This is a genomic window from Pseudomonas sp. rhizo66, from assembly GCF_031931925.1.
GTDB lineage: Bacteria > Pseudomonadota > Gammaproteobacteria > Pseudomonadales > Pseudomonadaceae > Aquipseudomonas.
Window position 1 is genome coordinate 1 of the sequence record NZ_JAUJWZ010000034.1, and the last position, 26117, is coordinate 26117.

Sequence of the window (26117 nt, forward strand, 5' to 3'; positions counted from 1 at the left end):
TGTTTACACCGCGACGCTGACCAATCCGGCCGGCACGCCAGTCACCGTGACCCTGTCAAATGGCTCGGTGATCACCATCGAAGCGGGTAAAACCACTGGCACCGTGACCGTTCCTGCGCCTGCCGATGACGTTTACAAAGACGCCGGCAAAGTCGAAGTCACTATCGAGGATGCTACGGGCGGCAACTTCGAGAACCTGGTACCGAGCACCACGCCGGCCGTGACTGAAGTCACTGACACTGTCGACACCTCGACGGTCAAACTGACCGCCACCGAGTCGGCCGCTGAAGGTGGCACCGTCACCTACACCGCGACGGTCGGCGCGCCAGTCACCGGTTCCCCGGTTGTCGTGACCCTGGCCAACGGTCAGAACATCACCATCGAAGTAGGTAAAACCACCGGCACCGTGACCACCAGTGCGCCGAACGATGCGCTGACTGGCCACGCTCCACTGACCAACGCGATCACCGACGTTTCCGGCGGCAATTACGAAAACCTCGTGGCCGACAAAACCCCGGTCAGCACCACCGTCACCGACACCGTCGACACCACCAACTTGTCGCTGAGCGCGACCGGCTCGGTCAACGAAGGCGGCCAGATCACCTACACCGCGACCCTGACCAATGCCGCTGGAAGCCCGGTCACCGTGACCCTGAGCAACGGCTCGGTGATCACCATCGAAGCGGGCAAAACCACCGGCACCGTGACTGTTCCTGCGCCTGCCGATGATGTCTACAAAGACGCCGGCAAGGTCGAAGTCACCATCAAGGACGCCACCGGCGGCAACTTCGAGAACCTGGTCCCGAGCACCACGCCAGCCGTGACCGAAGTCACTGACACCATCGACACCTCGACCGTGAAGCTGACGGCCGACACCACGGTCGCTGAAGGCGGCACCGTCACCTATACCGCCACTGTCGGCGCGCCGGTCACCGGTTCTCCTGTCGTGGTGACCCTGGCCAATGGTCAGAGCATCACCATTGAAGTGGGCAAGACCACCGGCACCGTAACCTTCACCGCACCGAACGATACGCTGACCGGTCAGGCCCCGCTGACCAACTCGATCACCGGCGTGAGCGGCGGCAATTACGAAAATCTGGTCGCCGACAAAACCCCGATCACCACCACAGTGACCGACACCACCGACACCACCAATCTGTCGCTCAGCGCTACCGGTTCCGTGGCCGAGGGTGGTTCGATCATCTACACCGCGACCCTGACCAATGCGGCGGGCTCGCCTGTCACCGTGACCCTGTCGAACGGCTCGGTGATCACCATCGAGGCCGGTAAAACCACTGGCACAGTGACCGTTCCGGCGCCGGCCGATGACGTCTACAAAGACGCCGGCAAGGTCGAAGTCACTATCAAGGATGCTACCGGCGGCAACTTCGAGAACCTGGTCCCGAGCACTGTGCCGGCCGTGACCGAAGTCACTGACACCATCGACACCTCGACGGTCAAACTGACTGCCACCGAGTCAGCGGCTGAAGGTGGCACCGTTACTTACACCGCCACCGTCGGTGCTCCAGTGACGGGTTCTCCGGTTGTAGTGAGCCTGGCCAACGGCCAGAACATCACCATCGAAGTCGGCAAAACCAGCGGCACCGTAACCGCCACCGCACCTAACGACGCGTTGAACGGCCACACCCCGCTGACCAACGCGATCACTGACGTAAGCGGCGGTAACTACGAGAATCTGGTCGCCGACAAAACCCCGGTTTCGACCACTGTTACTGACACTGTCGACACCACCAACCTGTCGCTAAGCGCGACGGGGACCGTGGCTGAAGGCGGCCAGATTACTTACACCGCGACCCTGTCCAATGCCGCAGGTTCGCCTGTCACCGTGACCCTGTCGAACGGCTCGGTGATCACCATCGAAGCCGGAAAAACCACTGGCACAGTGACCGTTCCTGCACCAGCCGATGACGTCTACAAGGACGCCGGCAAGGTCGAAGTGACCATCAAGGATGCTACGGGCGGCAACTTCGAGAACCTGGTGCCAAGCACCGTTCCAGCCGTCACCGACGTGACTGATACGGTCGATACCACCACGGTCAAACTGACCGCCACCGAGTCGGCGGCTGAAGGCGGCACCGTCACCTACACCGCTACTGTCGGCGCGCCGGTCACCGGTTCGCCTGTCCTCGTGACCCTGGCCAACGGCCAGAACATCACCATCGAAGTCGGCAAAACCACCGGCACCGTGACCACCACCGCACCGAATGATGCGCTGACCGGCCACGCGCCGATCACCAACGCGATCACCGACGTTTCCGGCGGCAACTACGAAAACCTCGTGGCCGACAAAACCCCGGTCAGCACCACCGTCACCGACACCGTCGATACCACCAACCTGTCGCTGAGCGCGACCGGCTCGGTCAACGAAGGTGGCCAGATCACCTACACCGCGACCCTGAGCAATGCTGCTGGTTCACCGGTCACCGTGACTCTGTCGAACGGCGCAGTGATCACCATCGACGCTGGCAAAACCACTGGCACCGTTACTGTCGACGCGCCGAAAGATGACGTCTACAAAGACGCCGGCACGGTTGAAGCGACCATCAAAGGTGCGACTGGCGGCGACTTCGAAAACCTGGTCACCAGCACAGCGCCAGCGGTCACTACGGTCAACGACACCATCGACACCTCCACCGTGTCGCTGACCGCCACGGCGAACGTCGCTGAAGGCGAAACCGTGGTCTACACCGCGACCGTGACCGCACCAGTGACTGGCTCGCCGGTTGTCGTGACCCTGTCCAACGGACAGACCATCACCATCGCTGTCGGTGAAACCACCGGTTCGGTGAACTTCGTTGCACCGAACAGCCCTCTGGCCGGCGGCAGCTCGCTGAGCGTGACCATCGACGGCGCCACTGGCGGCAATTTCGAAAAACTGGCGGTCGACGGCAAGTCCGCTGACACCACGGTTTCGGACACCACCGACACCACCAACCTGAACCTGACCGCGACCGATTCGGTGGCTGAAGGCGGATCGATCGTTTACACCGCGACACTGACCAACCCGGCCGGCACCCCGGTAACCGTGACGCTGTCGAACGGTTCGGTGATCACCATCGAGGCGGGCAAAACCACCGGCACCGTGACCGTTCCTGCGCCAGCCGATGACGTCTATAAAGACGCCGGTAAAGTCGAAGTCACGATCAAGGAGGCAACGGGCGGCAACTTCGAAAACCTGGTACCGAGCACCGTACCGGCCGTGACCAACGTCACTGACACCATCGACACCACCACCGTCAAACTCACCGCGACCGAGTCGGCGGCTGAGGGCGGCACCGTGACTTACACTGCGACTGTGGGCGCACCTGTCACTGGTTCACCTGTGGTCGTGACCCTCGCCAATGGTCAGACCATCACCATTGGTGTTGGCCAGACCACCGGCACCGCGACCACCACCGCGCCGAACGATGCATTGACCGGCCACGCGCCGATCACCAATGCGATCACTGAGGTGAGCGGCGGCAACTACGAAAATCTCGTGGCCGACAAGACCCCGGTTTCGACCAATGTCACCGACACCGTCGACACCACCAACCTGTCGCTGAGCGCCACGGGTTCTGTGGCCGAGGGTGGTTCGATTGTTTACACCGCAACCCTGACCAACCCAGCGGGTTCGCCAGTTACGGTAACCCTGTCGAACGGCGCGGTGATTACCATCGAAGCCGGCAAAACCACTGGCACCGTGTCTGTTCCGGCGCCAGCCGATGATGTCTACAAAGATGCGGGCAAAGTCGAAGCGACGATCTCGACGGCGACGGGCGGCAACTTCGAGAACCTGGTACCGAGCACTGTTCCGGCCGTGACCGAAGTGACTGACACCATCGACACCTCGACCGTCAAACTGACGGCCGATACCACCGTGGCTGAAGGCGGCACCGTCACTTACACCGCCACTGTCGGCGCGCCAGTCACCGGCTCGCCTGTGGTCGTGACCCTGGCCAATGGTCAGAACATCACCATCGAAGTCGGCAAAACCACCGGCACAGTGACCTTCACCGCACCGAACGATGCGTTGACCGGCCAGGCGCCGCTGAGCAACTCGATCACCGGTGTAACCGGCGGCAACTACGAAAATCTCGTGGCCGACAAGACGCCAGTCAGCACCACCGTGACCGACACTGTCGACACCACTAACCTGTCGCTGAGCGCCACGGGTTCTGTGGCCGAGGGTGGTTCGATTGTTTACACCGCAACCCTGACCAGCGCGGCTGGCTCGCCCGTCACCGTGACCTTGTCGAACGGCGCGGTGATCACCATCGAAGCTGGTAAAACCACTGGCACCGTGTCTGTTCCAGCGCCAGCCGATGACGTCTACAAAGACGCCGGCACGGTGCAGGCGACGATCAGCACCGCCACCGGTGGCAACTTTGAAAACCTGGTACCGAGCACTGTGCCGGCCGTGACCGAAGTCACCGACACCATCGACACCTCAACCGTCAAACTGACGGCCGATACCTCCGTGGCTGAAGGCGGCACCGTCACTTACACCGCCACTGTTGGCGCACCAGTGACCGGTTCGCCTGTGGTTGTGACCTTGGCCAACGGTCAGACCATTACCATCGGCGTCGGCCAGACCACGGGCACCGCCACCACCACCGCGCCGAACGACGCATTGACCGGCCACGCGCCGATCACCAATGCGATCACTGAGGTCAGCGGTGGCAACTACGAAAATCTGGTGGCCGACAAGACCCCGGTTTCGACCAATGTCACCGACACTGTCGACACCACTAACCTGTCGCTGACTGCGACCGGCACTGTGGCCGAGGGTGGTTCGATTGTTTACACCGCAACCCTGACCAACGCGGCTGGCTCGCCAGTGACCGTGACGCTGAGCAACGGCGCCGTGATCACCATCGACGCTGGCAAAACCACCGGCACTGTGACTGTTCCTGCGCCAGCCGACGACGTCTACAAAGACGCCGGCAAGGTTGAAGCGACGATCTCAACCGCTACCGGTGGCAACTTCGAAAACCTGGTGCCGAGCACGACGCCGGCTGTGACCGAAGTGACCGACACCATCGACACCTCGACCGTCAAACTGACGGCTGATACCTCCGTGGCTGAAGGCAGCACCGTCACCTACACCGCCACTGTCGGCGCTCCGGTAACCGGTTCACCGGTCACCGTAACGCTGGCCAATGGTCAGAACATCACCATCGAAGTCGGTAAAACCACCGGCACAGTGACCTTCACCGCACCGAACGATGCACTGACCGGTCAGGCACCGCTGACCAACTCGATCACCGGTGTAACCGGCGGCAATTACGAGAATCTGGTGGCCGACAAGACCCCGGTTTCGACCACGGTCACCGATACCGTCGACACCACCAACCTGTCGCTCAGCGCGACTGGTTCGGTCGCTGAAGGTGGCTCGATCATCTACACCGCGACACTGACTAACGCGGCCGGCTCGCCAGTCACCGTAACCCTATCCAACGGCGCCGTGATCAGCATCGAGGCCGGTAAAACCACGGGCACGGTGACTGTTCCAGCGCCCGCCGACGACGTTTACAAAGACGCCGGCAAAGTCGAAGCAACCATTTCGACCGCGACCGGTGGCAACTTCGAAAACCTGGTGCCGAGCACCGTACCGGCAGTCACCAACGTCACCGACACCATCGACGACACCACCGTCAAACTGACAGCGACAGAGTCGACTGCTGAAGGTGGCAACGTCACCTACACCGCGACTGTCGGCGCGCCAGTCACCGGCTCGCCGGTTGTTGTAACCCTGGCCAACGGTCAAACCATTACCATCGGCGTCGGCCAGACCACCGGTACCGCGACCACCACGGCGCCAAACGACGCATTGAATGGACACGCTCCGCTGACCAACTCGATCACTGACGTAACAGGTGGCAACTTCGAGAACCTGGTGGCCGACAAAACCCCGGTCAGCACCAACGTGACCGACACTGTCGACACCACCAATCTGTCGTTGAGCGCGACCGGCACTGTGGCCGAGGGCGGTTCAATTGTTTACACCGCGACCCTGACCAACGCCGCTGGCTCGCCAGTGACCGTGACTCTGTCGAACGGCGCCGTGATCACCATCGACGCTGGCAAAACCACCGGCACCGTGACCGTGCCAGCCCCGACCGACGACGTCTACAAAGACGCCGGCACCGTGCAGGCGACCATCAGCACCACCACTGGTGGTAATTTTGAAAATCTGGTGCCGAGCACGACTCCGGCTGTGACCAGCGTCACCGACACCATCGACACCACCAACGTGAAACTGACGGCCACCGAGTCGGCGGCTGAAGGCGGCAACGTTGTTTACACCGCGACTGTCGGCGCACCGGTAACCGGCTCGCCAGTTGTCGTGACGTTGGCCAATGGTCAAACCATCACCATCGGTGTCGGCCAGACCACGGGCACCGCAACCACCGCAGCGCCAAACGATGCATTGACCGGTCATGCGCCACTGACCAACTCGATCACCAACGTGACCGGCGGCAACTACGAGAATCTGGTGGCCGACAAGACCCCGGTATCGACCACCGTCACGGATACCGTCGACACCACCAACCTGTCGCTGTCCGCGACTGGCACCGTGGCTGAGGGTGGCCAGATCACCTACACCGCAACTCTGACCAACGCGGCCGGCAGTCCAGTGACCGTGACTTTGTCCAACGGCGCCGTGATCACCATCGACGCCGGCAAAACCACTGGCACCGTGACTGTCCCGGCCCCGGCTGATGACGTCTATAAAGACGCCGGCACCGTACAAGCGACGATCAGCACCGCCACCGGTGGCAACTTCGAAAACCTGGTACCAAGCACGACGCCGGCTATCACCAGCGTCACCGATACCATCGACACCACCACGGTGAAACTGACCGCCACCGCCACTGCCGCAGAAGGCGGCAATGTCGTCTACACCGCAACCGTCGGCGCACCAGTAACCGGTTCGCCAGTCGTGGTAACCCTGTCGAACGGTCAGACCATCACCATTGGTGTTGGCCAGACCACCGGCACCGCAACCACTACCGCTCCAAACGACGTCTTGAACGGTCACGCACCGCTGACCAACGCGATCACCGACGTCAGCGGCGGTAACTACGAAAACCTCGTGGCTGACAAAACGCCGGTCAGCACTACCGTGACCGACACTGTCGACACGACCAATCTGTCGCTCAGCGCTACCAATTCGGTCGCTGAAGGCGGTTCGATTGTTTACACCGCGACCCTGACCAACGCCGCTGGCTCGCCAGTCACCGTGACACTGTCGAACGGCGCCGTGATCACCATCGACGCTGGCAAAACCAGCGGCACCGTGACCGTTCCAGCTCCAGCCGACGATGTCTACAAAGACGCCGGTACAGTGCAGGCGACGATCAGCAACGCCACGGGTGGCAACTTCGAAAACCTCGTGCCGAGCACGACGCCGGCCGTGACCAGCGTCACCGACACCATCGACACCACCACCGTCAAACTGACGGCCACGGCGACTACGGCAGAAGGCGGCAACGTCGTCTACACCGCCACGGTCGGTGCTCCAGTGACTGGCTCGCCAGTTGTGGTAACGCTGGCTAACGGTCAGACCATCACCATCGGTGTCGGCCAGACCACAGGGACCGCGACCACCACCGCACCGAACGATGCGTTGACCGGTCACGCACCACTGACCAACTCGATCACCAACGTGACGGGCGGCAACTACGAGAACCTCGTGGCCGACAAAACCCCGGTCAGCACCAACGTGACCGACACCGTCGACACCACCAACCTGTCCCTGAGCGCTACCAACTCGGTCGCTGAGGGTGGCTCGATCATCTACACCGCCACGCTGACCAACGCCGCTGGTTCGCCAGTGACCGTAACCTTGTCAAACGGCGCCGTGATCACTATCGACGCCGGCAAAACCACCGGCACAGTGACCGTTCCAGCGCCAGCCGACGACGTCTACAAAGACGCCGGCAGCGTGCAGGCGACCATCAGCACCGCCACCGGTGGCAACTTCGAAAACCTGGTGCCGAGCACTGTTCCAGCCGTCACCAGCGTTACCGACACCATCGACACCACGACTGTAAAACTCACGGCTACCGGCACAGCGGCAGAGGGCGGCAACGTCGTCTACACCGCGACCGTCGGTGCTCCGGTGACCGGTTCACCGGTGGTTGTAACGCTGGCCAACGGTCAGACCATCACCATCGGTGTTGGCCAGACCACAGGCACCGCGACCACCACGGCGCCAAACGACGCATTGACTGGCCACGCTCCGCTGACCAACTCGATCACCAACGTGACCGGTGGTAACTACGAGAATCTGGTGGCCGACAAGACCCCAGTCAGCACTAACGTGACCGACACCGTCGACACCACCAACCTGTCGCTGAGCGCGACTGGCTCGGTGGCTGAAGGCGGTTCGATTGTTTACACCGCAACATTGACCAACGCCGCTGGCTCGCCAGTGACCGTGACTTTGTCCAACGGCGCCGTGATCACCATCGACGCCGGTAAAACCACCGGCACCGTGACTGTTCCGGCACCGGCTGACGACGTCTACAAAGACGCCGGCACCGTGCAAGCAACGATCAGCAACGCCACCGGTGGCAACTTCGAAAATCTGGTGCCGAGCACGACGCCAGCCGTGACCAGCGTCACCGACACCATCGACACCACCACCGTCAAACTGACGGCAACGGCCACGGCGGCAGAAGGCGGCAACGTCGTCTACACCGCCACGGTCGGTGCTCCAGTGACTGGCTCGCCAGTTGTGGTAACGCTGGCTAACGGTCAGACCATCACCATCGGTGTTGGCCAGACCACTGGCACCGCCACCACTACCGCACCGAACGATGCGTTGACCGGCCACGCGCCACTGACCAACTCGATCACCAACGCCACTGGTGGCAACTACGAAAATCTGGTCGCCGACAAAACCCCGGTCAGCACTACCGTGACCGACACCGTCGACACCACCAACCTGTCGCTGTCCGCGACTGGCACCGTGGCTGAGGGTGGCCAGATCACCTACACCGCAACCCTGACCAACGCGGCCGGCAGTCCAGTGACCGTGACCCTGAGCAACGGCTCGGTGATCACCATCGAAGCGGGTAAAACCACCGGCACCGTGACTGTTCCGGCACCAGCTGACGACGTCTATAAAGACGCCGGCACCGTGCAGGCGACCATCACCGGCACCAGCGGCGGCAGCTTTGAAAATCTGGTGACCAGCAACACGCCAGCCGTGACCAACGTCACCGACACGGTCGACACCACCACGGTCAGCATTACTGGCAGCAGCTCGGTGACCGAAGGCCAGACCGCCAGCTACACGGTCAGCCTGAACCACCCGGCGCAAACCGAAGTGACCCTGAAAATCGTCTACAGCGGTACCGCCGCCGACGGTTCGGACTTCACCGGCGTGTACACCGTGAAGATCCCGGCAGGTGCGAGCAGCGCGCAGTTCAACGTCGCCACCATCGATGACAAGATCACCGAAGGCACCGAGAACTTCGTGGTCAAGATCGATTCGGCCACCGGCGGCAACTTCGAGAACCTCGCAGTCAGCAGCACCAATGGCAGCGTCAGCACTTCGATCATCGACAACGATGCGCCGCCTGTGCTCGACCTGGACGCCAACAACTCCAGCGGTGCGACGGGTGCCGACTACAAGGTGACCTTCACCGAAAACACCCCGGGCGCAGGTGTGTCGATTGCCGACACTGACATCAGCATCACCGACCCGGACAGCACCATGCTCACCGGTGCTACCGTGGTTCTGACCAACCGTCAGGACGGCGATGCGCTGAACCTGGGCAACAGCGTCAACGGCATCACCATCAATGCCAACAGCACCAACGGCACCGTGACCCTGACCCTGTCGGGCAACGCGACGCTGGCCGACTACATGCAGGCCATCAAGAACATCAGCTTCACCAACAGCAGTGAAAACCCGAGCACCGTGCCGCGGATCATTACAGTGACCGTGACCGATGGCGGCAACTACTCCAACACCGCGACCACCACGGTCAACGTGGTGGCGGTCAACGACGCACCGGTCGCTGCACCGAGCAATGTCACCGGCACCGAAGACACCCCGCTGGTACTCGGCTGGTCGACTTTCGGTGTGACCGACGTCGACAGCCCGGCCAGCAGCCTTGGCATCAAAATCACCCAGCTGCCGGGCGAAGGCAAACTGCAGTACCTGGACGGCTCGACCTGGAAAGACGTCGCCAACAACCAGACCTTCAGCAAGGCGGACATCGACGCCGGCAAGCTGCGCTTCCTGCCGGATGCCAACGAGTCGGGCGTCAATGGTTACGGCGGCACCGGCCTGGGCAATAATCAGGCGGATTACGCACAGATCAAGTTCCAGCCAACCGACGGCCAACTGCTGGGCAACACCGGCACCGTGAAGATCGACATCACCCCGGTGGCGGATGCGCCAACCGTGAGCGTGGCCGACAACAGCGTGAAGTCGACCGGCCTGGTCAAGGAAGTCTGGACCGGCCTGGCGGGTCTGGGCACCGACGGCAGTGGTGCGAACTCGACCACCCTGAAAAACGTGATCGACGGCGCCGGCACCCCGAACTCCAGCGGCAACGTGACCAACGTTCAGTCGGACGGCAGCGTGACTGCCGGTACGGCGTCGAAAACTTCGGGCCTGATCTACCTGGAAGCCGGCAAGACCTACTCCTTCAGCGGTGTGGCTGACGACAGTCTGCTGATCACCATTGGCGGCAAGAGCGTGGCTTCGGGTACATGGGGCGCGGGCGGTGCGATCAACGGCTCGTTCACCCCGACCACCAGCGGTTACTACACGCTGGACATCTACCACCACAACCAGAGCGGCCCGGGCAGCTATGACGTCAACCTGTCGGTCAACGGCAGCACGCCGATCGACCTGAGCAGCGCCGGCGTGCCGATCTACACCGGCGTGCAGGATCTGGTGAACTCGGGCGTGACCGTCTCCGATCTGCACGGCAGCAATGGCGAAGGCTATTACGACGGCTACAAACTCAACACCGGCGCCGAAGGCACCACGGTGAAACTGTCGGCGATCACCACCGCCCTGACGGACACCGACGGCTCGGAAACCCTGAGCGTGAAGATCAGCGGCGCGCCAGTCGGCTCGGTGCTCAGCGATGGCGCGGGCCATACCTTCACCGTCACCGCCAGCAGCGGCGACGCCAACGTCACCGGCTGGAACCTTGGCAGCCTGACCGTGACACCGCCGCCGTACTACAACGGCCAGTTCAACCTGACCGTGACCTCGACCTCCACCGAGATGGTCGGCGGTTCGGCGAGCAGCACCGCGACCATTCCGGTCACGGTGGTGCCGGCGGTCTACAACTCCATTGTCGCCACCTCGGCCGATGACACCGTTACCGGTACCGATGGCAACGACATCATCGTCGCCGACATTGGCGGCCTGACCGTGGTGCCTGGCACCAACTACAACATCGCCTTCATGGTCGACAGCTCGGGCAGTATGAGCACCTCGTCGCTCAACGCGGCCAAGGACTCGCTGACCTCGGTGTTTAACACCCTCAAGCAGAGCCTGGGCGGCAGCAACTCGGGTACGGTGAACATCTTCCTGGTGGACTTCGATACCCAGGTCAACAAGTCGGTGTCGGTGAATCTCAACGACCCGAACGCGCTGACCAAGCTCAAAGCGGTACTGGACTCGATGGCGTCCGGCGGCGGTACCAACTATGAAGACGTGTTCAAGACCACGGCCAACTTCTTCCAGAGCACGGAAGCCGTGGCCAACACCGGGGCGAAAAACCTCACGTACTTCATCACCGACGGCCAGCCGACCTACTACCAGACCGGCGAGTCGACCAACCCGACGCTGTACGGCAACGTGAAGTTCGACAGCGTAGTGACGACCAGCAACTACAAGCTGGGCGACACTTTCAGCACGTACATCGACAACACGCATTACCTGAGCATCACCGCCAGCGGTTATGCCCAGTTGCAGACTTACAACGGCCGCGGCTGGAGCACCACCAACCTGGGCACCGTTCACGCTCAGGGCGATGGCACCTACGAGTTATCGAGCCTGGCAGGTACTGGTAACAGCACCACATCAGCGACCACCGATAACTCCAACAGCAGCTTCACCTTGCTCAGCGGCCTGTCGAACGTCGAAGCCATCGGCCTCAACAGCGGCGTCAGCCTCAACGATCTGAAGCCTTACGATTCGGATAAAACACCGCAGACCAACATCGATCCGAAGGATCTGGCCAACTCGATCATCGGCCACACCGAAGCGACGATGCCGGGCAACGACACTGTCAGCGGTGGCGACGGCAACGACATCCTGTTCGGCGATCTGGTGAGCTTCAACGGCATCGCCGGCGAGGGTTATCAGGCGATGCAGGCGTTCGTCGCCAAGGAAACCGGGGTCGACGTCAGTAAGGTCACCACCAGCAACGTGCACCAGTACATCACCGAGCACTATCAGGCGTTCGATGTCTCCGGTGCGCATGACGGCAACGACACACTGTTGGGTGGCGCGGGCAATGACATTCTGTTCGGCTCGGGCGGCAACGACCTGCTCGATGGCGGCAAAGGCAATGACATCCTGCTCGGCGGCACCGGCAACGACACGCTGATCGGCGGCCAGGGTAATGACATCCTTATCGGCGGTTCCGGTGCCGACACCTTCGTCTGGAAGTCGGGCGACACCGGCAACGACGTGATCAAGGATTTCAACGCCAGCGAAGGTGACCGTATCGATCTGCGCGATCTTTTGCAGGGCGAGACCGGCAGCACCATCGACAACTTCCTGAAGATCACCACGGTCGACGGCACGTCGTCGCTGCAAGTCAGCTCGGCGGGCAAGTTCAACTCCGGCGACGCCGCTGCCGCGACTCCGGACGTGACGATCAAACTGGAAGGCAACAACTGGTCGAGCGCCAACATTCACAACCTGATTGCCGGCAGCGACCCGACCATCAAGGTCGATCACAACAACAGCTGATCGTGAACAAAACGGCCGCCCCGATGGGGCGGCCGTCACGTTTGTGCTTATCGCAGCGGTGACGATTGCGTCGCCGCCCCGCATACTCGCGCACAGTTGACTATGCTGCTGACAGCATGACGCTGGTTCATTTCTGAGGGATGCTCAATGTTTTACGTGCAACGCGATGCGCAAGGTCTGTTGATTCGCGTGGAAGCCGCGGCCTACGCCGAGGCCACGGAAACGCTGCCGGCCGACAGCCATGAAATCCAGGCCTGGTTCGCCAATGAAGTGGTGGAAACAAGCCTGAAGCAGCTCAAGCAGAGCGACTTCGAAATGATTCGGGTACTCGACGACCTGATTCAGGTGCTGACCCAGAAAGGCGTGATCCGCGTCACCGACCTGCCACCGGCGGCCCAGGCCAAACTGATGGACCGGACCCAGGCGCGTGAAGCATTGGGCGGATTGAGCCAGTTGATCGATGAGGATGAGGGCGGGTTGATCTGATCCCCCGTAATCAAAAGCCTACCCTCACCCCAGCCCTCTCCCTCCGGGAGAGGGGGCTGACCGAGGTGTCTGGCGTCGCACATCGACCTGAAAAATCGGGTCGATTATGGATTCAAAACAAATCGTTCACATCGGCGTATCTCGCGAATATCCCCCGATCAGTCCCCTCTCCCTCTGGGAGAGGGCTAGGGTGAGGGTGCTTTTGCAATGACTCACCGCCAAGGCTTCGGCTCACCAAACAACTGCCCCTGAACCCCATACAAGCCCATCTCGCGAATCACCGACAATTCCCCTTCTGTCTCGACCCGCTCGGCAATCAGCGGCAGATCAATGCTGTGCGCGGCGCGCTGGATCGCTTCGATAAACAAGCGCTTGTCACTCTCCTGATCAATCGCGCGGATGTAGCTGCCGTCGATCTTCAGGTACGCCAGGCCCAACCGTGCCAGGTTGCCGATCATGCTAAAGCGACCACCAAAGCGTTGCAGGCTCAGTGAGAAGCCCAGCTCACGCAAGCGTCGGGTCAACTGCTCCAGCACCGCTTGTTCGGGCAATTGCTCCTCGCCGATTTCCAGGGTCAGGCGCTCGCCCAGATTGGAATGCGCACGCAGAATTTCGAAGACTTTGTTCAACGCCTGCGGGTCAGCCAGGGTCGCCGAGGACAGGTTCAGCGCCAGCAACTCCTCATGTTCTTTCATCTGCTCCAGCACGCGTTCGAGCATCAGGCGATCGAGGCGTGCGGTCCAGCCGAAGCGTTCCAGCCACGGCAGGAAGCGCCCGGCCGGGATGGTCTGGCCCTGATCATCGAGCAGGCGTGAGAGCACTTTGTAATGCAGCACCAGTTGCGTGTCGGCGGCAGCCACCACTGGCTGGAAATACAGTTCGAAACGCTGCTGGCTCAAGGCCTGATCGAGCAAACGGTGCCAGGCGTGGTGATCGTCACCGACATCCGCCGTCAGGCTCTGATCGATGCACGCCCAATTCTGCTCGCCTTGCCCTTCGGCCTGCGCCAGCGCCTGATCACCGAGCGTCAGTACTTGTTGCGGCGAATCGCCGTGGGTGAACGGTGCCAGGCCGATCGACGCCACGGCAGCCACGTCGGTCGCCCCAGTGGCGTGCAAACTGCTCAAAGCATTGTCGAGGTTCTGCGCCAGTTGCAGCGCTTCCTCACGGACCAGCCCCGGCGCCAGCACGGCAAACTCACCGCCACGAATACGGGTGACGAGGTTCTGGGTTTCCGGGTATTTGGCGCATTCGCGAGACAATTGCTCGCCGACCGCTTTCAACAATTCATCGGTGCGCTGACCACCCAGACGCTGGTTGAGTCCGGCCAGATCCTTGACCCGCAACAGCAGCAGATAACCGGAACTGGCCTGCTCCGGGTTACTCACCCGGTTGTTCAACTGCATTTCGAAATAGCGCCGGTTGGCAAGCCCCGTGAGGTTGTCCTGATAGGACTCGGCGCGCAGTTTCTCGCTGCGCTCGGCCTGCTCCTGGAACAGCGCCTTGAGCTTCTCGACCATCTGGTTCATCGCTTGCACCACGCGGCGCAACTCCGGGGTGCGCGGCAATTCCGGCAGGCTGAGGAATTCGCGACGGGCGATGGCATGGGACTGCTTGACCATGTAATCCAGCGGCTTCAACTGCCGGCGCAACAGCAGCGCACCGAGCGCCGCACTGATCGCACCGCAGATCAGCAGCCAGCCAAGGCTGCCCAAGGCGCTCTGCCACAGCTTGGCGACGGCGAACATCGGGTGGCTGACCACCTCGACCCGCGCCGCCTGCTCCCAGCCACGGCTGACCAGCGCGTCGCCACCGGCCGGCTCCAGGCCGATCAGCTTGACGAACCAGTCCGGCACGTTGGTGACGGCCGGAATGCCGTTGCGCTCAACAATCGTCTGGTCAGTCTTCAGATCGACCACGCGGATGCTCGCGTAATAACCGCTGTCGAAAATCGAGCTGACCAGCAACTCGACCATGGCCGGGTCGTCGATATTCGGCGTCAGCGACAAGGCCAGCGCCGTCGCAGCGTCCTGGGCGTGGGAACGCAACTGGTTGACGTACTGGGTGCGCGAGCTCTCCAGACTGACCATGAAGCTGCCGGTGAAGGCGACCACCAGGAACAGACAGATAGCGATCAACAGCTGTTTGAACAAAGACATCTGAGCGCATGCTCCTAGTTAGTCGTCTCGACCGGGAAACCTTCGGCCTGCATTTTTTTCAAGACATCCTGCCAGCGCGACAGGCGTTTGGTATCACCGACCTTTTTGTTGCCCTTGGCCCCCGGCAAATAAAGGCCTTCGGCATTGAAAGAGTAGACCGGCAGCAAATCGGTTCGCTGCGACGCCGGCTGAATCGGGTCGATCAGGCTGTCGAGCACCAGCGGCATGGCATCGGGGGTGGCATAGTAAGTCAGGACCATGTGCGCGCGGTTCTGGCGCAACGCCTTGACATAGGTAATGCGCAGCTTGTCACTGGAAACCCCGAGGTGACGCAGGCTGAAATACTTGGCGATCGCATAGTCTTCGCAGTCGCCGGCGCCTTTCCATAAGGCTTCGATCGGAGTTTCCCAGTAATCGACCTCGTGCCACAGATCAATGTCCTCCACATAGCGCACCTGTTTGTTGAAGAACAGGTTCACCACTTTGAGCTTTTCCATCTCGCTGACCTGTTTCTGCGTGGCCAGCAGATTCTGCCAGGCATCGATGCGCTGCTGGCCGGCACCCAGCGGCCCGTACAGTGCCGTAGCTTTGCGGCTGATTGTGGAAAAATCCCAATCGGCATGCAGACCGCCCAGCATAAGGCTGGCCAGCAACAGTGCGCAGCCGAGCCAGCGCAGCGTTCGGGGGATCGCGAAACATACCGCCACAGCAGGTTTCCAGGGGCAGGAAGGAAAGCGTTTGATGGTGAAGCTTAGCCCGGCAAAAAACAATGGCACCATGAGATCATGCTTGGCGCGCTAAACTTCAGTTGGCACAGCGATGTTTTACAAGGTTTGACAAGCTGTAGAGCAATCACTAGTGTCATTTGGATCCAAATCAGGCCGACCTACAGGGTGCGTAGTCGTGACACAGAAGCCCAAACCGCTGCACAGCATTAAAGTCGATGGACCGATTCCTGCTCATCTGGCCCGGTCGGTGATCGAAGAAACCCTGCGCTCGGCAATCCTCGATGGTCGTCTGCCCTGCGGCACGGCGCTGCGTCAGCAGGATCTGGCCGATCTGTTCGGCGTCAGCCGCATGCCAGTGCGCGAGGCGTTGCGCCAGCTCGAAGCCCAGGAACTGCTCAGCGTGACCACGCACAAAGGCGCAGTGGTCGCGCCGTTGATTCAAGGGGATGCCACCGAAACCTACGAGCTGCGCATCCTGCTCGAATCCGAAGCCCTGCGTCAGTCGATTCCGCTGCTGACCGCTGCCGACCACGCACGCGCAGCCGATTACATCGAAGAGCTGGAGGCGCAGCACGATTACACGGAAATCGGCCGGCTCAACCGTTTGTTCCACATGGCTCTGTACAGCAAGGCGCCCAACCAACGCTTGCTGCGCCTGGTCGAAGACGGGCTCAACGAAGAAGAACGTTTTCTGCGCTTCAACCTTGAGGCCATGGGCTTGGGCAAATTGTCCCAGGACGATCACCGGGCGATGCTCCAAGCCGTGCAGGATCGCGACACCGAGCTGTCGATCAAACGCCTTGAGCAGCACCTCAATCGGGGCGTCGAAGTGATCACCCGCTATCTTGCCACTCCCGCCGCGCAAAGCCGCCAAGCCGCGCGCTGAGCCCACATCCTTCGCGAATCACCCGCTTACCAATCCTCCAGCGATCCGCCAACCCTCGGGTGGGCGGCCGCATGCCCGCTCCAACCTCCCCTGCGCCGTTCAGTCCGATATTTGCACGTTACCGCTGATGAATCGGTCATAGCCGTGGCGCAAATTTACCCGCACTCTTGAACCGCCACCCTATAAAGAACGGGCGACGCGTCGCGCTGCCGGCGCAGTCCCCGCATCAGGAACCTACGGAAGGAGCCTTGCCACGGGAAAAAGGAAGTCATGGCGCGGGGTCACGGCCAACTTCCGCCTCTCTTAATCATTCAATTCTTTTGATTGGAAAGTTGCTTCGAGTGAGGCATTCACTCTTGTTGACCAATTTTGGCTGTTATTCGCCGAAAGGAGTAACTACGCCCAAATAAAACTTCACCCAGAAGTTTTATCGGAACTACTCAACTTCAAAAAACAGCCAACTTAAAATAATTAAAAATATACTTGTTAAATACTTTGTCGGTGTATTAGCTTTTCCTCGCCAAGTTTGAACTTCACCCCTCAACTCGGCAGCAGCCCGTTGCCCGCGTTACAGCAGCAGCGCTTTATGGGCAGACATGACGCCATGTCACATGCATATCAGGCCCGCACTTACCTATCAGGAAGGAAGGCTGTCGTCTGTCGACAGAAAACAAGTAAGCCGTAGTTCCATTGATTGCGCAGTTGCAGAGCAGTTCCATTTCATATCAACGATAAAGGACATCATGATGCCCACTAAGAACCAACTCGCCCTGAAAAAAGCCGAACTTAGCATTCACCCGATCTTTTCCGAGATCACCTCGTTGTCGGTGTTGCGTCGTTTCATGGAAACCCACGTATTTGCCGTATGGGATTTCATGTCGCTGACCAAACGCCTGCAGCAGGAACTGACCTGTACCCGATTGCCGTGGTTGCCGCCGCGCGATCCTCATGCCGCCCGGCTGATCAACGAAATCGTCCTCGGCGAAGAATCGGATGATCGTCTGACCGAAGGGCATTACAGCCATTTCGAGTTGTACCTGGATGCGATGCGCGAAATCGGCGCGAGCACCACGGCCGTGGAGCGCTTTGTGGCCCTGCAACAGGAAGGCGTGAGCTATGACGTCGCGCTGCAAAGCGTCGAGGTAGATCCGGCCGCCGCGCAGTTTGTCCGCGACACCCTGCGCACCGCCCTGAATGCACCGGGACACAGCGTGGCGGCGGCGTTTCTGCATGGCCGCGAAAGCGTGATCCCGACCATGTTCCAGCGCATTCTTGACGACTGGGGTATCGGTATCGAACAGGCGCCGACCTTCCGCTATTACCTGCAGCGCCACATCGAGGTCGACTCCGAAGACCACGGCCCGGCGGCGGAACACCTGCTCGAACGCCTGGTCGACGGCGATCCGCAGCGCGAGGCCGAGGTCTACGCCAGCGCCATCGCCGCCGTGGAGAGTCGCATCGCCCTGTGGGACGGCCTGCGTGTGAGCATGCGCGAGCCGCTGGCGGAGGTGGCCCAATGAACGCCGCCGACTATCAATCCTTTGCCGACGCCTGGGAGAACCGCGCGACCATCCGCACCCGCCCGCGGCGCGTGCTCGAAGACGACGAGCGCCTGATCTATCCGCTCAGCCGCCAGCCGCTGGTGCTCAGCGAAACCTTCCTGCGCGAGTGCCCGCAACAGCGTGATTTCGCCTTGGTGCAGACGCTGTACAAATTCATCAACGACGTGGTGATTTTCGAGACCGAGATCGTCGACAAGACCGCGCGCAGCATCGCCAAGAATCGCTTCGCCGTGGCCTTCCCGTTTGCCTGTCGTTACGACGCGATGACCGTGGTGGTCGACGAGGACTACCACGCCCTGGTGGCGATGGATTTCATGCAGCAAACGGTAGCGATGACCGGTATCGAACCCATTCAGTTGCCCGATCAGATCGAACTGAGCCGGGCCATCCCCGCTGCCGTCGCACTGGCGCCGGAGCACCTGCGCAGCGCGGTGGAATTGATCTGCGTGGCCATCGCCGAAAACACCGTGACCGGTGATGTTGCCGCGTTCGCCCGCGATGACACGGTCAAGCCGTCGATCAAGGGCCTGATGGCCGATCACTTGCTCGACGAAGGTCGCCATTCGAGTTTCTGGGCGCGGATGGTGCGCATCTATTGGCACACCGCCAACGCGGCGGATCGCGAAACCATCGCGCAGATTCTGCCGGTGTTCATCGGCCATTACCTGACCAACGACATCCAGAAATCCTTCGACCTGCGCTTGATCGACTCTCTGCCGGTCAGCGAGGCCACGCGCCGCTCTCTCAGGGACGAGATGGCCGGGCTGGCGTTCCCGATCAATCGCCATCACCCGCTGCTAGGCAACATCGTCAAGTTTTTCCACAACAGCTCGCTGCTCGACACGCCCTGCGTGCAGCAAGCGCTGCGCGACTACCTGGTTTGATGAGGAGGCCAACATGAAACGTCTCGACATTTTGCTGATTGGCACCAGCCAGGCCATGACCGAGCTGGCGCAGGAACTGGAACAACACGGTCATTCATTGCAACGCAGCGCTGCCGGTGCAGCGACGGTGGATCTGATCATCGACGATGGTTTTATCGGCGCCGGCGATTTCTGCTCGATCCCGCACCTGCATCTGCGTTTGGGTGTCGGCGTGCAACGCACGGCCCGTTTGCCGACACTCGATTTACTGTGCTTCCTCGGCTCGTCACTGATCAGCCGCGTGCCGATTGCTGATGAGCCGTGCGGTAACGGGCAGACGCTGCGGCAACGGGTGCTGACGCAGGTGGTCGATGAAGTGGCGTTGCTGGTCAGCCGCGTCTCCCGCGATGCTGACTATCTGCAGCAGGCCGCGTCAGTGCCTGCGCCGGATTTCGAGCGAATGGAAAACCTGCTGTTTCTCGACAGCCTGGCTTATGTCCATCGCCTCAATGAAACGGCCAATCCTGCGCTGCTGAAACAGGCGCAAATCCCGGTGATCGAGCGCCTGCAACAAAGCTTGATTCGCCACGCCGAGCGACCGGCGCTGCACCTCGCCGAACAGTCGATCAGCTATCGCCAGCTACACGCCCATAGCCGCGCGATTCAACAGCGCTTGCTGCCCTTGCTCGAACAACATCCGCAACCGTGGGTGGTCGGCATCTGCCTGCCGAAAAGCCCGGCGTTGTTCGCCTCGATTCTGGCGATCCTCGGCAGCGGCGCGGTATATCTGCCGCTGGAGCCGAGTCATCCACTGCAGCGCCAGCAATACATTCTGCAAAACGCCGGTGCGCTGCTGTTGTTGCATGACGGCGAGCATCCACTCAGCGCAACCATGGCGGGGTTGGATGTCAGTCGCATCCATAGCGACGAGGCAGATCTCCGCCAACCGCTGATGCGCCGCCGCTTCGAACTTGATGCGCCGTGCATGGCGCTCTACACCTCGGGCACCACCGGGCATCCGAAGGGCGTGCTGCTCAGTCAGGCCAACCTCGCGCACTTCACCGCGTGGTACGCCGATTACGTGCAATTGCAGAGCGAAAGTCGGGTCTTGCAGTTCTCGTCGCTGAGCTTCGATTCGTCGCTGATCGACATCTTCCCGACCCTGCTCGAAGGTGCCGAACTGGTGGTGCCCGACGACACGCAACGGCGAGATCCGTTGCAACTGATCGCGCTGATCCGCCGCCGACACCTGACCCACGCATTCCTGCCACCGGCGCTGTTGAGCATCCTGCCGCTGGAGCAACTGGAAGGTGTGCAAGTGATGACCGGTGGCGACGTCTGCGAGCCGTTCGTCATTGAGCAACTGACCCGCCAAGGCACACTGCACAATCTCTACGGCCCGACCGAAGCCACGGTGCTGATCACCGCCCGCCAGCTAGTCCCCGGTGACAGCAACCGCAGCCTCGGCGCGCCGATCGCCAACAGTCAGGTGCTGATTCTCGATGACGATTTGCAACCGGTACCGGAGCACACCGTCGGTGAATTGTTCATCGTCGGGCCCGGCGTCTGCCTCGGTTATCTGAACAATCCACAGCAGACCGCCGAGCGCTATCTGACCCTGCAATTACCGGACGGCGAAACGCTGCGCGCCTACCGCAGCGGCGACATGGCCAAGTGGGGTGAGCACGGTATCGAGCTGTGCGGGCGCCGCGACAATCAGGTAAAAATCCGCGGCTTCCGGGTCGAGCCGGAAGAAATCGAACGCTGCCTGCGCGAGAGCCAGTTGTACCGACAAGTGGCGGTGGTGATCGACCCTCAGCGGCGCATTCTGGCGTTCCTTGCCCAGCCGCAATCGGAAGCCGCACGCGACGCGCTGAAAGCCCACGCCAGGCAGTTTTTGCCGGACTACATGCAACCGGTGGCGTGGACCGAGCTGGTGAGCATGCCATTCGCCAGCAACGGCAAAGTCGATCGTAAAGCGCTGCTGGAGCTGCCGGTGAGCGTGCAGAACAGCGGGTCGAAATGCCTACCGGCAAATGCCGACGAAGCATTGCTGCTGCAGATCTGGGCGGAGTTGCTGGAGCTGCCAAGCAGCGACATATCCACCGACGAAAGCTTCTTCAATCTCGGCGGCCACTCGATCCTGCTGTCGCGCATGTTGCTGCGTTTGCGTGAAGAGTTCGGCCGTAGCATCTCGATCAACCGCTTCATCGAACTGCCGACCATCATCAAACTGGCAACGCTGGTGCGTGGCACCGATGACAGCGCCGTACTCAGCGCTCAGGCCATGGCCGACGCCGAGCGTGCGCTGGAAATCGAACCGCTGCCGATCAGCCGCATGGGCGATGTGCACAAGGTCATCGTCACCGGCGCCAACAGTTTTGTCGGCGTGCACATCGTTGAGGCGCTGCTCGGTTGGGGTGCCAGCGAAGTGGCGTGTCTGGTGCGCGATGGCGGCGGCAAAACCGCAGCGCAACGCTTCGCCGAGTCACTGCGGGAAAACCGCCTGGAGCATCTGGATCTGAGCCGGGTGCGGGTTTACGCGGCGGATATTACGCGTCCGCAGTTGGGCCTGAATGACGACGATTATCAGCGCCTCGATCGCGACTTCGGCGCGCTGGTGCACAACGCCGCCAACGTCAATCACGTGCTTGATTACGAGTCGCTGGCGGCGGACAACGTCGAACCGGTTTTCGCGCTGCTGCGCCTGTGCGAAGGGCAGAGCAAAAAGGTTTTCAATTTCGTCTCGACACTGTCGGCCTCAAGCACGGTCGACGATACCGGACGGGTGCTGGAACTGCCCGCCTCCACGACCCCACCGATCTACATTCGCAACGGCTACAACCTCTCGAAGTGGGTCGGCGAGCGCATCCTTGAACGGGCGCGGGAGCGCGGCGTCCGGGTCAATCTGTATCGCCCCGGCAATATCAGTTTCAACAGCTTGAGCGGCGTTTGTCAGCCGCACAAAAACCGTTTGATGCTGATGCTCAAAGGCTCGATCCAGCTCGGCCAGGTGCCGGCCTTTGCGCTGAATTTCGACCTGATGCCGGTGGACTTTCTCGCCCGCTTCATCGCCTTCCACGCCAGCCGTTATTCGCCCGACCGCGCGGTGTTCAATCTGCATAACCCCGAGCCTTTGAGCTGGGACGCCTACGTCGCGTCGTTCCGCGAAACCGGCAGCGAGTTCTCGCTGGTCAGCGTCGCCGACTGGCAGCAGCAACTGAACCGCGTCGACGCCGACAACGCGCTGTTCGGTGTGCTCGGTTTCTACCTCAACGGCTTTGAAGAGGACATCGGCGACATCTCCCTGATCGGCCACGCCAACGCTGAGGCCGGCGTGCAGCAGATGGGCGCGCACTACCCGCAGAAATCCCCGGCGCTGCTGCGTCGTGGCTGCGACTACCTGAAAGAAATCAACTTCATCTGATCCATCAAAAAGGAGCAACACCATGAGCACTCTGCAACCCGATACCCTGATCAAAAACCCGCATGGCTGCCATGTCGTCTCTTCGGTGGAAGTACCGACGGACGCAGCGCAAGTCTGGGCGGTGGTCGGCAACTTCGGCGGGTTCGACCGATTCATTCCGGCGCTGTCGCACATCGAAATGACTGGCGACGGTGTGTCTTCGCTGCGCAAGAAATTTTTCAAGGACGGCAATGTGGTGGTCGAGCAACTCAACTCCCGCGATGAGCAGGCGCGAAGCATGACCTGGACGACGATTTACAACACGTTGGGGGTGGCGAATCTGTGGGCGGCGATGAATGTCGAATCGCTGGCCACGGGTAAGTCTCGGGCGACGTGGACGATCATTGCCGAGCCGGCTTCGGGCGGTGAAGAGGCGTTGCCGGGGTTCAAGGATTTTGTGCAGGGGTTTGCGGATGATGCGATGGGGAATGTGCTGAAGCTGTTTGTCTAAGGCTTCGGCTTTGCGGTGAGTTTTAGACCGCTTTCGCGAGCAGGCTCTTTTCCACAGAGAAATGCATTCCAAATGTGGGAGCGAGCCTGCTCGCGAAGAACGATAACGCGGTCAGATTTTGAAGCTGTCGACCAATTGCTTCAGGCGATTGGCCTGCTGCGACAACGCATCGCAATCCTTCAACGTTTCATTGAGGTTAGCGACGCTCTGCTGGTTCAGCAGGTTGATCTGATTGACGTCGACGTTGAGGGTTTCCACAACGGCGGTCTGCTCTTCCGTGGCCGCGGCCACCGACTGGTTCATGCCGTCGATTTCACCGATGCGCTGGGTCACGCTGACCAGACGCAAACCGGCCTGATTGGCCACTTCCACGCTCTGCTCACTGGACGCCTGACTGGCGTTCATCGTGGTCACCGCTTCGCGCGAACCGATCTGCAACGACGTGATCATCTTGTGGATCTCTTCCGCCGATTCCTGGGTGCGATGGGCCAGGTTACGCACCTCGTCCGCCACCACGGCAAAACCACGTCCGGCTTCACCGGCACGCGCCGCTTCGATCGCAGCGTTGAGTGCCAGCAGGTTGGTCTGTTGCGAGATGCCTTTGATCACATCGAGGATGTGGCCGATGTTGTCGGTGCTGGCATTCAGGGTTTCGATCTGCGTGCACGACAGGCTGATCTTCTGCGACAACTCGGTCATCGCCTGAATCGTCTGCTCGACCACCTGACGACCGTCATCGGCCTGCTCGCTGGCGCCGCTGGCGTGCTGCGAAGCATCGGCAGCGTTGCGGGCGATTTCCTGAGTGGCCGCGCCCAATTCGTTGATCGCGGCAGCGACGCTGTTGGTGCGCGCACTTTGCTCGTCAGAACCGATGATCGAAGCGTTGGACGACGCCATTACGCGTTGCGACAAGTCGTGCACATGACGGGTGGCGGAAGACACTTCGGAAATCGACGCGTGAATCCGCTCAACGAACTGATTGAAGGCGCTGCCTAATTCACCGAACTCGTCCTTGCTCTCGACCACCAGACGACGGGTCAGGTCGCCTTCGCCCTGAGCGATGTCCTGCATCGCGCGGCCCATGGTGGTCAGCGGACGCATCAACACGTTGATCAACAGGCTCAGCAGCAGGGCAATCGCGGCCACAGCCACAAACATCGCGATCAGCGCCGAGGTACGGAATTGGCTGAGTGCGGCGTAGGCTTTGTCGCGATCGATCGACAGACCGATGTACCACTGCGCATTCGGCAGATCGCTGACCGGAGTAAACGACAAAATACGCTCCTGACCGTTGAGCACCACGTTCTGGTTGCCCTTCTCGATGCGTACGCTGGTGTTCGGGTAGATGTCTTTCAGGTTTTTCATGACCTGATCTTTGTCCGGGCTGACGATCACCTGACCGTCGGCGCTGACCAGGAACGCATGACCGAGACCACCGAAGTCCACCGAATTGATGATCTTCACCAAGGTTTCCAGGCTCAGGTCACCACCGACCACACCGAGCAGTTCGCCGTTCTTTTTCACCGGCATGGCGATGGTCACCACCAGTCCACCAACGGCAGCCATATACGGCGGCGTCAGCATGGTTTTGTCAGCCGCGACGGCTTGCTTGTACCACGGGCGCTGACGCGGGTCGTAGCCGTCCGGCATCTTCGCATCAGGGCGCTGGGTGAACACACCGTTAGCCTGACCGACGTAGGTGAACTGGAAGTTCGAGGTGAAGGCCGGCTGATCGACGAGGCCCGGGAAGTCGGCGTCCTTGCCCTGATGGGCGACGTTCTGCGCGAGGTTTTCCAGCACCAGGATCCGCCCGCTCATCCAGTTCTGCACGCTGCTGGCGGTCAAGTCACCGGCCTGTTGTACGGAGGACTGGAGGTTCTGGCGAATGGTGTTTCGCTGCAGGTAGTCGTTGTAGAGGGTGAACAGCGCGAACGCCAGGACCACGACGCCCGAAGCGGCCAACAGGATTTTATGGCTGAACTTGAGATTCATTTCATGGGACTTCTTATGCCAAAAGTGGGGATGCGTTCCGGATGCAACATTCCATGTACAGCGCAGGCAGCGTTCTTCTGGCCGCTCTACTTTGGTGCACGCATGTCTCATCAGTCTGTCGGCACATGTCGGAGAAATCTTAGGGCTGTGCGGAAAATGGATGGTATTTCTGCCGGATTCCCGCCGAACGGCGTGCCAGAGCTTTCGCCGCGGTGTTTCTCCGGAGCAATGTTCCGGCAGCAGTTTCGAATCCTGTAACCCTTTTTCCCGTGCATAAAAAAGCCAGCCCCTGATGTTTCAAGGGCTGGCTTTGTCGTTTCTTTACCTGATCCTGAAATGACAAAACCCCTGTCTGCGTTAGCAGACAGGGGTTTCGGAATTTAATCTTGACGATGACCTACTCTCACATGGGGAAACCCCACACTACCATCGGCGATGCATCGTTTCACTTCTGAGTTCGGGATGGGATCAGGTGGTTCCAACGCTCTATGGTCGTCAAGAAATTCTGTATCTGGCCCGTCAACACGGTAACAAGCCAGAAAAAACGGATGTTTCTACTT

At 60.9% G+C, this 26117-nt stretch carries 10 protein-coding genes and 1 rRNA gene; 7 read left to right on the forward strand and 4 right to left on the reverse strand.

Annotated features, from left to right (window positions below):
- Positions 1–12964, forward strand: a 12964-nt coding sequence (locus tag QZR14_RS27240) for an immunoglobulin-like domain-containing protein (RefSeq protein WP_311998232.1), incomplete at its 5' end; no start/stop codon positions are given.
- Between the two features lie 147 nt (positions 12965–13111).
- Complete coding sequence (locus tag QZR14_RS27245; RefSeq protein ID WP_007918987.1) at positions 13112–13450, forward strand: hypothetical protein; 339 nt, start codon at positions 13112–13114, stop codon at positions 13448–13450.
- Between the two features lie 212 nt (positions 13451–13662).
- On the opposite strand, the gene lapD is transcribed toward QZR14_RS27245, so the two are convergent.
- A complete protein-coding gene (gene lapD, locus QZR14_RS27250) occupies positions 13663–15609 on the reverse strand; it encodes a cyclic di-GMP receptor LapD (protein ID WP_311998233.1) in 1947 nt (648 codons plus the stop codon).
- Between the two features lie 14 nt (positions 15610–15623).
- Entirely contained in the window at positions 15624–16316 is a 693-nt protein-coding gene (lapG, locus tag QZR14_RS27255; RefSeq protein WP_311998234.1) for a cysteine protease LapG, read from the reverse strand.
- 196 nt (positions 16317–16512) lie between these two features.
- Between lapG and QZR14_RS27260 the strand changes: the two genes are divergently transcribed.
- The 5 genes from QZR14_RS27260 (at position 16513) to QZR14_RS27280 (ending at position 23565) form a co-directional block, all read left to right on the forward strand.
- Complete coding sequence (locus QZR14_RS27260) at positions 16513–17223, forward strand: GntR family transcriptional regulator (protein ID WP_250608319.1); 711 nt, start codon at positions 16513–16515, stop codon at positions 17221–17223.
- A gap of 743 nt (positions 17224–17966) precedes the next feature.
- Positions 17967–18743 (forward strand): DUF3050 domain-containing protein, encoded by a 777-nt coding sequence (locus QZR14_RS27265; protein WP_250608317.1) that lies wholly within the window; start codon positions 17967–17969, stop codon positions 18741–18743.
- A complete protein-coding gene (locus tag QZR14_RS27270) occupies positions 18740–19669 on the forward strand; it encodes a diiron oxygenase (protein ID WP_311998235.1) in 930 nt (309 codons plus the stop codon). The genes QZR14_RS27265 and QZR14_RS27270 overlap by 4 nt, the downstream gene beginning before the upstream one ends.
- 13 nt (positions 19670–19682) lie before the next feature.
- Positions 19683–23075 (forward strand): amino acid adenylation domain-containing protein, encoded by a 3393-nt coding sequence (locus QZR14_RS27275; protein WP_311998236.1) that lies wholly within the window; start codon positions 19683–19685, stop codon positions 23073–23075.
- Positions 23076–23097: 22 nt separating this feature from the next.
- Positions 23098–23565: an SRPBCC family protein gene (locus QZR14_RS27280; RefSeq protein WP_250608311.1), complete on the forward strand. Its 468-nt coding sequence runs from the start codon at positions 23098–23100 to the stop codon at positions 23563–23565.
- A 111-nt stretch (positions 23566–23676) separates the two neighbouring features.
- Here QZR14_RS27280 and QZR14_RS27285 read toward each other — a convergent pair whose 3' ends face one another.
- The gene (locus QZR14_RS27285) at positions 23677–25557 is read right to left on the reverse strand and encodes a methyl-accepting chemotaxis protein (RefSeq protein ID WP_250608309.1); all 1881 of its coding nucleotides are present in this window, start codon (positions 25555–25557) and stop codon (positions 23677–23679) included.
- A 384-nt stretch (positions 25558–25941) separates the two neighbouring features.
- Positions 25942–26057 (reverse strand): 5S ribosomal RNA (gene rrf / locus QZR14_RS27290).
- Between the last annotated feature and the right edge of the window lie 60 nt (positions 26058–26117).